The organism is Janthinobacterium silvisoli, from assembly GCF_014200725.1.
In the GTDB taxonomy this organism is placed as follows: domain Bacteria; phylum Pseudomonadota; class Gammaproteobacteria; order Burkholderiales; family Burkholderiaceae_D; genus Janthinobacterium.
This window is the reverse complement of record NZ_JACHCL010000001.1, coordinates 455,647-467,807: the sequence shown is the minus strand read 5'-3', so window position 1 is coordinate 467,807 and position 12,161 is coordinate 455,647. Positions and strand designations below refer to the sequence as shown.

General features: G+C 57.3%; 8 protein-coding genes. 6 read left to right on the top strand and 2 right to left on the bottom strand.

From position 1 onward, the window contains the following. Positions 1-200 precede the first annotated feature (200 nt). Genes HDE75_RS02010 through HDE75_RS02000 form a run of 3 tightly spaced genes read left to right on the top strand, consistent with a single transcriptional unit; the run spans position 201 to position 3,770 of the window. Positions 201-1,082 carry an alpha/beta fold hydrolase gene (locus tag HDE75_RS02010; protein ID WP_183676464.1) on the top strand — a complete coding sequence of 294 codons (882 nt, stop codon included), beginning with the start codon at positions 201-203 and terminating at the stop codon, positions 1,080-1,082. A gap of 52 nt (positions 1,083-1,134) precedes the next feature. Beyond that, entirely contained in the window at positions 1,135-1,485 is a 351-nt protein-coding gene (locus HDE75_RS02005; protein WP_183676465.1) for a RidA family protein, read from the top strand. A gap of 41 nt (positions 1,486-1,526) precedes the next feature. After that, positions 1,527-3,770, top strand: a complete 2,244-nt coding sequence (locus HDE75_RS02000; RefSeq protein ID WP_183676466.1) for a RelA/SpoT family protein — start codon at positions 1,527-1,529, stop codon at positions 3,768-3,770. Positions 3,771-3,779: 9 nt separating this feature from the next. Here HDE75_RS02000 and HDE75_RS01995 read toward each other — a convergent pair whose 3' ends face one another. Further along, entirely contained in the window at positions 3,780-4,169 is a 390-nt protein-coding gene (locus HDE75_RS01995; protein WP_183676467.1) for a winged helix-turn-helix transcriptional regulator, read from the bottom strand. Positions 4,170-4,220: 51 nt separating this feature from the next. On the opposite strand from HDE75_RS01995, the gene HDE75_RS01990 reads away from it, so the two are divergent. The 3 genes from HDE75_RS01990 to ampC all read left to right on the top strand — a co-directional run bounded on the left by HDE75_RS01990 (position 4,221) and on the right by ampC (position 8,163). Further along, positions 4,221-5,036: an SDR family NAD(P)-dependent oxidoreductase gene (locus HDE75_RS01990; protein ID WP_311735052.1), complete on the top strand. Its 816-nt coding sequence runs from the start codon at positions 4,221-4,223 to the stop codon at positions 5,034-5,036. Between the two features lie 102 nt (positions 5,037-5,138). Further along, complete coding sequence (gene blaOXA / locus HDE75_RS01985; RefSeq protein ID WP_183676469.1) at positions 5,139-6,935, top strand: class D beta-lactamase; 1,797 nt, start codon at positions 5,139-5,141, stop codon at positions 6,933-6,935. 52 nt (positions 6,936-6,987) lie between these two features. Continuing rightward, entirely contained in the window at positions 6,988-8,163 is a 1,176-nt protein-coding gene (ampC, locus tag HDE75_RS01980) for a class C beta-lactamase (RefSeq protein WP_409254905.1), read from the top strand. A 36-nt stretch (positions 8,164-8,199) separates the two neighbouring features. Here ampC and HDE75_RS26575 read toward each other — a convergent pair whose 3' ends face one another. Beyond that, positions 8,200-12,153 carry an NACHT domain-containing protein gene (locus HDE75_RS26575; protein ID WP_221291737.1) on the bottom strand — a complete coding sequence of 1,318 codons (3,954 nt, stop codon included), beginning with the start codon at positions 12,151-12,153 and terminating at the stop codon, positions 8,200-8,202. Positions 12,154-12,161: the final 8 nt, after the last annotated feature.

The window sequence follows — 12,161 nt, the reverse complement described above, 5'->3', positions numbered from 1 at the left end:
CGCGGGGCAGCCTGCAAATTGCCGGCTTATTATTTTTTTATCACTGAAATTAAGCAAAAACGCTGGGCAAAACCGTAGCGAGCGGAAGGGAGAGGTGGTTGAGAACCGTACTTCAGTACGGGGCCGCCGAGGTGGTGAGCATCGCAGACCGCCTATACCGACGCGCAGTAGGTTATGTCCAGCGTTACAGGAAGGAAGGCATGATCGAAGCGAACATCAAGTCCGTCCAGTGCATCTCCCCGGCTGGCCTGCATACCATGTCCTACAAGGAGTGGGGCGCGCCCGACAATCCGAACGTGCTTGTCTGTGCCCATGGCGTCACGCGCGTGGCCGACGATTTCGACAGCCTGGCGCGCGCCTTGGCCAGCGATTACCGCGTGATCTGCCCCGACGTGGTGGGCCGTGGCCGTTCCGGCTGGCTGGCCAACCCGCAGTTTTACCGCGTGCCGCAATATGTGAGCGACATGGTGACCTTGCTGGCCCGTGTGCTGGCCAATGGCGAACGGCAAACGGTGGACTGGTTCGGTACTTCGATGGGCGGCTTGATCGGCCTGGGCCTGGCGTCCTTGCCAAACAGCCCGATCAGCAAACTGGTCTTGAACGATATCGGCCCGACCCTGGCGCCGGAAGCGCTGCAGCGCATCGGCGACTATATCGGCCAGGACTTGCGTTTTGAAACCTTCGAGCAGGGCGCCAAGTTTGTGCGCGACGTGTCGGCCAGTTTCGGTCCGCACACGGATGCCGAATGGCACAAGCTGGCCTCCGATGTGTTGCGCCAGGACAAAGACGGTCACTGGCGCCGCCATTACGATATGGGACTGGCAATGCCATTCCGCTCGGCAACGCCAGAATCGGCGGCCAGCGATGAAGCGCTGCTGTGGGCGGCGTATGACGCCGTGCGCTGCCCGACCTTGCTGGTGCGCGGCTCCGAATCGGACTTGCTGTCGCACGAGACGGCGATGAGCATGCTGCAGCGTGGGCCGAAAGCGCAACTGGTGGAAATTGCCGGTGTTGGCCATGCGCCCACCTTTATTCATGACGACCAGATCGCCATCGCACGCAAGTTTTTGCTGAATAAGTAAATAAATAAGTAAGCAGTTGAATACAGATTTTGAAACAACCGGAAGAAAAAGTATGGAAATTAAACGACTGTACGTAGGCAAACGCCTGTCTGAAGTAGCAATCCACAACAATACCGTCTACCTGGCTGGCCAGATCGCCGAAGACACCACGCAAGACATCGTCGGCCAGACGCGTGAAGTGCTGGGCCATGTTGACCGTTTGCTGATGGAAGCGGGCAGCGACAAGACTTGCATTTTGTCATGCCAGATTTATATTGCCGACATGAAAGACTTTGAAGGCATGAATGAAGTGTGGGACGACTGGGTCGCTTCCGGCCACACGCCGCCGCGCGCCACGGTCGAAGCGAAACTGGCCAATCCGGCATGCCTGGTTGAAATCGTCATCATCGCTGCAGAACGCTAGGTTACTACGCGCTTACTACGCTGTTAAGTTAAAGGTATTACATGGTTTCCATCTCGGCCCCGAATAGCACCTCGGAACAACTGGTAGAGGGTTTGAGTGCGCCAGACAGCGCACGCGTGCTCGATGCGCTCGTCTACGCCACCGAGGCGTATGGCGACAAGCAAACTTTCGCCGGCCGTTCCGCACTGGAATTTGCCATCGGCGTGGCCTCCACCCTGGCGTTTTTGCGCAGCGATGCGGAAACGCGCATTGCCGGCCTGATGTTCGAGCTGACCCTGATCGAACCCGATACGGCGGCCGATATCGAGCCCCGTTTCGGCAAGCAGGTGTGCGACCTGGCCACCGGCGTGCGCCAGCTGATACGCTTGCGCGCGCTGACCCAGACGCAGCATGCGGGCAGCGGACGCGGCAAGAATGCGGCGCAGCAAGCCGTGGCCCAGGTGGAAACCTTGCGCAAGATGTTGCTGGCCATGGCGTCCGACATGCGCGTGGTGCTGGTGCGCCTGGCCGCCTGCGTGACGACCTTGCGTTATTTTGCCGAACAGAAATTGTTCAACGAAATGACGCGCGAGTACGGCAAGGAAACGCTGGACCTGTACGCACCGCTGGCGAACCGCCTTGGTATCTGGCAACTGAAGTGGGAGCTTGAAGACCTGTCGTTCCGCTTCATCGAGCCGGAAGCGTATAAACGCATCGCCAAGATGCTGGAAGAAAAGCGCATGATGCGCGAGGGTTTTGTATCCTCGGCAATTTTGCGCTTGCAAACGGAGCTGGCTTCGGCCGGTATCCAGGCCGAAGTATTTGGCCGCCCGAAACATATCTATAGCATCTGGAACAAGATGCGCGGCAAGGAACTCGATTTTACGGCGCTGTACGATGTGCGCGCCTTCCGCGTGATCGTGGCCGACGTCAAGACTTGCTACACGGTGCTGGGCGTGGTGCACAATATCTGGACCCCGATCCCGAAAGAATTCGACGATTATATTTCGCGGCCCAAGCCTAACGGCTACCAGTCGCTGCACACGGTGGTGACGGCTGAAGACGGCCGGCCGCTGGAAGTGCAAATCCGCACCAATGAAATGCACAGCTTTGCCGAATACGGCGTAGCCGCGCACTGGCGCTACAAGGAAGAGGGCGGTTCGAACTTTGCCGGCCAAAAGTACGACGAAAAGATCGCCTGGCTGCGCCAGTTGCTGGCCTGGAAGACCGAGGTGGCCGACGCCGTCGTGGGCCAGGAAGAAATCCAGCGCGAGTGGGTGGAAAAGCTCAAGTCCGCTACCCTGGATGACCGCATCTTCGTGATGACGCCGCAGGCGCGCGTGCTTGAATTGCCAGTCGGCGCCACACCCGTCGATTTTGCGTATCACCTGCATACCGACGTGGGCCACCGCTGCCGCGGCGCCAAGGTCGACGGCATCATGGTGCCGTTAAATACGCAGCTGAAGAATGGCCAGACCTGCGAAATCATCACCGCCAAGGGCGCACCGGGTACGGCCGGACCGTCGCGCGACTGGCTCAGCGCAGGCTACGCCGTCAGCACCCGCACGCGCTCGAAGATACGCGCCTGGTTCCACGCGATCGACATGGAAGAAACCTTGTCCCATGGCCGCGCGCTGGTGGAGAAATCCTTGCAGCGCGAAGGCAAGACAGCCGTCAACCTCGAAGCGCTGGCGCAAAAGCTGGGTTTTGGCAAGGTCGATGAATTGTTCCTGTCGGTCGGCAAGGATGAATTCAGCCTGCGCCACGTCGAGCAGGCGCTGCACGACAATGGCGAAGTGGCGGAGCCGGAAGACGCCGTGCTGCTGGGCAAGAGCCGTGCCTCCAGCGTGGAACAGGGCGCCAAATCCGGCGTGCTGGTGGTCGGCACGGAAGGCTTGATGACGGTGCTGGCCAAGTGCTGCAAACCGGCGCCGCCCGACAGCATCGTGGGTTTTGTGACGCGCGGCAAGGGCGTCTCGATCCACCGCGCCACCTGCAAGAATTTCGAGGAAATGCGCGCCAAGGCGCCCGAACGCGTGATCTTCACGGAATGGGGCAGCGCCGGCCACGACACGGTCTACCCGGTCGACATCTTCATCCTGGCAGGCGACCGCCAGGGCTTGCTGCGCGACATTTCCGAGATCTTCTCGCGTGAAAAAATCAACGTCATCGGCGTCAATACCCAAAGCGCCAAGGGCCAGGCCCGCATGACCTTTACGGCCGAAATCAGCTCGACGGCGCAATTGCTGAAAGCCTTGAATGTGATCAAGGATGTCAGCGGCGTGCTCGAAGCGCGGCGCAGCTAGAAACCTAGCTTAAACGGCGGCGTGCGCAACTGAAAAGTTGCGGGCCGCGATCAGGACGGGCAGCAATTGCCTGCCCCGTTCTGACATTTGATATTCCACCCGCAGCGGCTTCTCGCCGAAATCAATCCGTTCGACCAAGCCATCCTCGGCCAGTTCGCGCAGATGCTGCGTGAGCATTTTCTGTGAAATACCCGGTAAATCCCGTTTCAGTTGCAAGGTGCGCATCGATGGATCTGCGTAAAGCCGGAAGAGTATCGGCAGCTTCCAGCGCCCTTGTATCATCCGTATCACCCGCGTCACATGCGCTACCGAACCATCCGGCCCCAGGCAGATACCGCGTTTCTCCTGCGTGACGGGCGTCGCGGTGGGTACATAAAAGTGCGTACTGTTTTGGTCCATTTTTTCACTATACCATGCGTTAAATCACCGCAACCTACAAGGATTACGAGCATGGATCTGCAATTGGATGGAAAGAAAGCGCTGGTCACCGGCAGCAGCAAAGGCATCGGTGCCGCCATCGCCAGGAAACTGGCGCAGGAGGGGGCGATTGTCATCGTGCATGGCCGCGACAGGCAGCAGGCGGACAAAGTTGCCGAAGATATCATCGCCCAAGGCGGCCGCGCCCAGGTCGTGACCGGCGACCTGACGGACGACGCACAGGTACAAGGCTTGCTTGAGGCTGCGCAACAATGCGCCGGCCCTATCGATATCGTGGTCAACAACGCCGGCGGCTCGGGCGGCGCCAGGGAGGACTGGAGCACTGCGCAGGCGGCATCATGGGTGGCTGCCTATGATCGTAATGTGCTGGCTGCGCTGCGCATCACCACCCGCTTATTGCCGGCCATGCGGCGGGCCCGATGGGGGCGCGTGATTAATATTTCGAGCCTGGCTGCCACGATGCCGCCATCTTCCGCCCCCGACTATTCAGCTGCCAAGGCGGCCATCAACGCCATGACGGCGTCGATGGCGAAAGCGGTCGCGGCTGACGGCATCACCGTCAACGCCGTGTCTCCCGGCACGATACACAGCGCCACGCTCGACGCGCGTTTCCGTGCAGTGGCCGCCGAGCGCGGCCTGGCACAGGAAGAGGCGCCCTGGGAAGAGGTTGAACGGGCCGTGCTGCCGCTTTTTGCACAAGTGCCGTTGGGCCGCGTCGGCCGGCTCGACGAAATTGCCGCAGCCGTCGCTTTTCTCGCCAGCCCCTTGGCAGGCTACATCACCGGCAGCAACCTGCGCGTTGATGGCGGACTGTCGCCCGGCCTGTAGGGGATCGGCCGGCCCTGGTCCGATAGCATCACCGTCAGTTGCTTCTTGACTTGCTGTGACAATTGTCACACAATAGTGACATGTATCGCAATCGAGTACGCAATGATGTTATCGAATATCCTGGTGTTCCGTTTTCTGCTGGCAAGTTTTGGCTGCCTGCTCACGGGCCTGGTCGTATGGGGCTTGATGGCTCTGTGCCGCCGCCGTTTTCCCGTGTTTTCCCTGCAGCGCGCCAGCTGGCTGTTGAGCCAGATTGCGGTGGTGGCAACCTTTGCCGTGATCCTGCTGCCGCATAGTGAACGCCTGCGCCTGGCGCCGCCCATCGAGTTGCCCGAGTCGCTGCTGGCGCAAGCGGCTGCGCCGCACCAGGCGGGGGCGGGGGCGAACGCTTCCAGCACCACGGCCGAGTCCAATGCAACCGTAAAAGAATATTCCTGGCTGAGTTTGCTTGCCCAAGCCTGGCTGCTGGCCTATCTGCTGGGGCTAGCCTACACCGTGGGCCGCTTGTGGCAGGCGAGGCGGGTCTTGCATGGCCTGGCCGCTGCCGGCACGTCGCTGCATGAACGATTTGGCGTGTCCGGCAAATGGCCAGCCGGATTGACCGTTACCGAAGTCGATGCGCCGATTTCTCCCATGCTGTTCGGCCTGCTGCGCCCGCACCTGCTCTTGCCTGGCCACTTGCGCGGTTTTGAGCCTGAACAACAGCAAATGATCATCGAACATGAATTGATGCATTTGCGCCGGCGTGACCTGCACTGGATGAGTGTAGGCCTGCTGCTGCAAACCTTGTTGTGGTTTAACCCTTTCATGCGTTTGCTGCGCAACGAGCTGGCCTGGGCGCAAGAACTCGGTTGCGACCGCGATGTGTTGGCCAGCTGCCCGCCATCGGCACGCCGCGCCTATGCGGCGGCGCTGGTGGCGCAGCTGCGGCTGCAGCATCGCCAGGTTCAGGCGGCGCTGGCGTTTGGTGGCGTGAGCGCCAGCACGGTAGCGGCGCGTATAGGCTGGATACGCGAACCCGGTAGCAAGCACGGCCGCTGGGCCAGAGGCGTGGCCATCGTTGGCCTTGCAGCCGTGTCCGGCGGCAGCCTGGTGCTGCAACCTGCGCTGGCATGGCGCGTGGTTCCGCCAGCGCAGGCATCAAGCGTGGTTACCACCACTCCCTTTAGCTGCACCGAAATGGTGGACGCCGGCAGCGGCCAGCGCCTGATGCACGATGGCCATTGCGATGAGCGCGTCACGCCTGCCTCGACCTTCAATATCGTTGTCAGCCTGATGGGCTACGACAGCGCCATCCTGCGCGATGAACATACGCCGCGCCTGCCTTTCAAGGTTGGCTATACAGCCTGGAATCCCGATTGGCGGGTGGCAACCGACCCCACCAGCTGGATACATAATTCCACCGTCTGGTATGCCCAGCAAGTGACTACGCAGCTGGGCGTTCCGCAGTTCCAGCGCTATATCAAGAATTTTAATTACGGCAATCAGGATGTCTCGGGCGACGTGAGCAAGAACAACGGCCTCACCATGTCCTGGATCGCGTCGAGCCTGAAGATCTCGCCAGTGGAGCAAGTAGCCTTCCTGCGGAGCATGGTGAACCGGCAGCTGCCCGTGTCAGCCCACGCGTATGAGATGACGTCCAGGCTCACCTCCTTGGGAGTCTTGCCCAACGGCTGGGAAGTCCACGGCAAGACGGGCACCGCTTCGCCTGTGTTGGCGAACGGCAAGGATGACTTGAAACACAGCTATGGCTGGTTTGTCGGCTGGGCCAGCAAGGGCGGGCGCACGGTGGTGTTTTCCCGCCTGGTGCTGGAAGCCAGCCAGCCTGGCAGCTCGGCTGGCCCCCGTGCCAAGGAAGCTTTTTTGCGCGGCTTGCCGGCGCAACTGGACGCACTCTAAGCATTTTTTTACCACACCACAAAGGATTTGTATGAATTTTCGCCACATCATCATGGGGGCGCTGGCTAGCTTCGCCTCGCTATCGGCCGTACATGCTGCTGAGCCCGCTCTCAAGAGCTTGCCGCAACAGCAGGGGGCGCAGGAAAAGCAAGCACAGCTGAAAGCGACGGTGGATCAACTCATTGCGCCGCTGATGAAGCAATACGGCGTGCCGGGCATGGCCGTGGCCATTACGGACCATGGCAAACACTATGTTTTCAATTACGGCCTGGCCTCGCGCGAAACGGGACAAACCGTCAACAATGACACCCTGTTTGAAATCGGTTCGGTCAGCAAGACCCTGGCCGTGACCTTGACGACCTACGCGCAAGCCCAGGGCAAGCTGGCGCTGACAGACAGCGTCAGCCAGCACTTGCCATATTTGCGCGGCAGCAGCTTTGATCATGTCAGCCTGATCAACCTGGCCACGCACACGGCCGGCAACTTCCCCATGCAAGTGCCTGATGCAATCAAGAACGAAGCGCAGTTGATGACGTATTTCAAGCAATGGAAACCTGCCGATGCTGCTGGCACGCACCGAACCTATTCGAACCTGGGCATAGGCTTGCTGGGTATCGTCACCGCCAACAGCCTGGGTACAACTTTTGCCCAAGCGATGGAACAGCAATTATTCCCCGCACTGGGCATGACCCACAGCTACATCAACGTGCCACCAGCGCAAATGCAGCATTACGCCCAGGGTTATAACGGCCGCAATCAGCCTGTACGGGTGAATCCCGACGTGCTGGCGGACGAAGCGTATGGCGTCAAGACCACGGCCTCCGACTTGCTGCGTTTTGTCGATGCCAATCTGGGCCTCGTTAAATTCGGCGCTCCTTTGCAAGAGGCAGTCAGGGCAACGCAAACGGCTTACTTCAAAGTAGGGGCACTGACACAGGATTTGGTGTGGGAGCAATTCCCTGCATCATCAAAATTGCCGGGACTGCTGACCAGCGTGGATGACAAAATCGTCTTTGAAAGCAATCCCGCCACCAGCATCACACCGCCATTGCCGCCACAAACCGATGTGCTGATCCACAAGACAGGATCGACGGGCGGCTTTGGCGCTTATGTACTGTACAGCCCGGGCAAGCAGACGGGCATCGTCATCCTGGCTAACCGTGGATATCCCGGCGCGGAACGGGTGACGGTGGCGTATCGGATACTGGAGCAGCTGGATAAACCGTAATAAGAACGGGCCGCCGGCCCAATATATCCTGTCTTCCTACGGGCGCGTCAAGTCCAGCACAAAAATCTCGACGCGCCCTTCGGATGCCGCCTTGCTGGAGGCTGTGAGCATCTGGCAAAGCGCCTCCGGATTTTGAGCTTGCTGTTTGGAGCGCCCGCGACTCTGCAGGCTCTTGTTCTCCGGCTGTCCTGCACCGAACCACAGCACCAAATAAATGCCATGGCCATTTGCGCGCCAGTCTGGCGTATAAAGTGCATCGAGTTGCCTATCTGCACCATGCCAAAGTTTCGGATGCCATTGCCCCTTGATCTCGATTGGAATGCGCAGCGTACCCACGGAACATGTGATGTCGACCTCCTTGTCGGCTGCAACATGGCTTTCGGGTTCGAGCACGATTCCTTCTGAGCCTTGGCGCAACAGTCCGAGCAAATGATCCCGGCACCATTCCTCATCTCCTGCCGTGCTGTTCTTGTAGAAGCCCCGCCATGATTCCGCATCGTCGCTCTTGATTTTTGCTTGCACGACCGCCAGCTCTTCCATCATAAATGTTCGCAGATCAGCGGTGTTCAACGGTGCACTATCGAGAGCGATGGCATGAATTGCTGCGAGCGTCGGTGGGGCATATGCGACCTCCACGCGAAGGCGTGCTTGCTCGGAGGCGACGTATTTGATCGTTTCAGTGTAGCCGTCATCCGTTGTGCTTTTCAGGCGCTGGAGCGAGGCAATCGCTTCGTTGCTGGCATCGCTGCCAAGGCGCCGGATAAGGTAAATCAGATGATCACTGGCATCCCAGGCATTCTTGTTTCCAGAAAAACCACCGGTTGGATAAGGAGCGCGTGGCCAGCATACTCGGAAAGTGGTGATGATCCATTCAGATTGTGACGGACTCAATGCGATATGGATACCATTCGCTGTGCCTTCGCTGATGAGGTGTTTTAGATTCCACAGCAAATCTTGCTCAACCGTAGAAGTTTCAAGCCGCGCTACAGTCTGTTCAAAATCGATCAGTAAGCCAATTGCATCCCAGTTACGGCGGTGTTCCTCGTCCTGTATGTCTGTGAAGCGTTCTTTTGCCTGGCGTAATTTATCCGACTCTCCCGAACGAAGAAGATGCGTCATCAGTTCCAGTTCTGGCGCCTGAGGCATCCGAGGGAAGCGCTTCAGCCAATCCGCAGCGAGCTCAGTTGCGATAGCACTATGTTGATCATCATGCATCAGGGGATGTAGTTTATCGACGTAGGTCAGCTGTGCATCAAACTGGGGTTCGTAATACAAACGCATGGCGGCGCTCCACGCACCGCGCTGATGGAGCGTAGTTTCTAGCGCTTTTTCCAAGCCATCGATACCGGCATCTCCCTCTGCTGGACTGCGCCGTAATTCAAAAAAACCTGCCATCAATCGTTCGTCAGATAGATCGTCAAAACTAATACCTTGTCGAAAACGCTCGGCTAGCGCGACAACGATGATATACGCAGACTCCCAGTGCCGGTTTTGTGCATGCGAATTACTAATCTCTGTGGCACTTGGAGAGGGAGTGGCTCGTGTGAGAAACGTCTCAAAACCGTTATACGCAGCATTAGCCAGTTCATCCCCTAGCCAATAAGTGATGCGTTTATGGGCAGGTATAGATCTGTCAAGATCGTTGAATAAATTGAGATATGCCTTGGCGGGAGAAATCAACCTATTGCTCTCACCTAAACGCATCTGAGAAATGTGAGTAGTGAAATTTCGGCGATGTTCAGCATATTTGACGGCCCTTTTTTTTTGCTGACGACGTTCCAGCTTCTTATTGAGGGCTTGCAGTTTTTCCAGTTGAGATATTCTGGGTTTATTTATCCAGGCTTGCAAATCACGTCTGTGTGCTGCGAAAGGTAGGGCTGCTTTTCGGATTTCAATGCCAGTTTCGCCTTGCCAATCGACGAGACTAATGATACTGCGCCAGCGCTCATCGCGGCGGTTTACTGCATCGAGCTCCTTCAGTAAAGCAATAATGTCGCCAGACGTTGACAAAAAGCTGCTCGACTTTCTACGTAGGAAAAATGCTCTTCTTGCGATGGATTCAGTATTGCTTTTTTCTAATAGCACGAGACGTTGAACCGCATGGCGTAAGGAAGCGTCATTTCGAATAAGCTCATCTAATTGCCGGCGCATATTTTTTTGATAACCGCTCCAATAGTCGAACGGTTCTATCCATGACCAAAGACTTTCAGCCGAAACACCGCCAGCAGTGATGCGCCTGACAATCAGATGAACTGCAAAGTCAGCTATGTCATGCATGCCATGAGGCTCATCCGGTTTTTCTAGCTTTGCAACTGAGGAAATAAGGCGATCAAGAATCCCTTCAAGACGTGATACCGGTAAGTATTCCTGCATACGCGTTAATATACCAACTGTATGATTGTTAATCTGCGTATGACTGATGACAAGGTCTACAATTAACTCATCATCCAGATCGGCATAGCCGATTTTGTTGCTTATTTCTATAGCCAGTCGAATTGAAAGATCGTTCTCATACCCATGCAGAGTGCGTAAAATACCTGCCCAATCCTCATTGGCTGACAACCCCACAAGGGTCTTGGCTGCAGCGCTTCTATTTGCAAAGAAAGCACTATCGTCCAGCACGAGCATGCGTAGTTCATTTGTGAGCTCTGGAGCAATCTTGGCTCCCTTTATTGATTCAAGTACCAGTAGCCGCAGGCCGAAGGGCGTATCAGGGTCTGTGATCAGCTCGCGCACCTCGCTCACGAGCTCTGCTTGAACGATGCCGCGCACTGAATACTCTCCCCAGTCGCGAAAATTAGGGTTGTCTGCGGCTAGGCGTTTCAGTGCGCTGATCAGAGCACGTGCCTGCTCAAGCGAGATGTCATCGGCGTCGCCATATTCGATAACCCCCATGGGATCTGCTGCAATCACTTGCATTGCAAGCGATGGTTCGCAAGCGAGCCATGCATGCAGTCCACGGAGGTTTGCCGGCACCAGGCCATGATTGTGGAACAATGCAAGCAGGCGTCTGCGTTTGCGTTGCGTGTTGGCATTTTTTGCCAGCCAGCGCGCGGCCAGAAACTCGCCGATGCGGCGATGCCAGTAGCTGAAGCGATCTGTGCCATCGGCCTTGAATAGCCGTGTACCGAGTACCGCTTCGATTTCCTTGGCGCCTGGGAGGAGGGAGGTGTCGGCAAGTAATAGCTCGCCTTCGGCCACGTTCGCGGCCGCCTTCCGTACCAAAGCTTCGCTACCAGTCAGGATTAATCCTGCAAAAGCTGCGCCAGCGGCATCGAGTCCAACTTCTTTCGCGGGCTGGCTAGCTTGTTTGGTATCTTTATGTTCCAGTAATACGTCGATGGCACTAGCGAATAGGGCGCCACGCGTCTCTGGCAATGGCCCCTTGTTGGCAACCTTGACGATCATTTCCAATGTTTGGGGATTGCCGAGCAGGCCGTGCAAATTGCGTGTATTGAAATGTTCGATTACTGTCCGAGCGGTATCGTTGCCTAGCCTGCTGCCAAGAAAATCGATTGCATCTTCATCGCTGAAGGGGGCAAGGTGCAGTTCCAGCGGCTTTTCTTCATATTGCTCCTTGATTGTCTCCACGCCAGTCGCGCTACGCCAATCTGCCACGCGACATGACAGCATAAAAGTAGGGTACTCGAGTTCGCCTAATTTGCGCAGCACCTGGTCTACTGCATCTCCACCCTGCTGGGTGCTGACTTCGTCCAGTGCGTCAATGAGCAAAACCCTTGCGTCGCCAAGTAGCGTTTGCGGTTTAGGACGATTAATGAGCTGGCGGGCGGTACAACGCGCATAGCCTGGCGTCTTGGCGAGCCATTCCAGCAGATAGGATTTTCCCATACCGGCTTCGCCAAGGCTGATGATGGGTTCGCTGCGTTCAACAAGGTCAGCTTGGGTAAGGGATACTCTGACATTTTCGTCCTTGTCCCACCAAAGTGTGCGGATGATGGCTTTATGTTCCAGCAAGTCGTTATCCGTCATTAAATGCC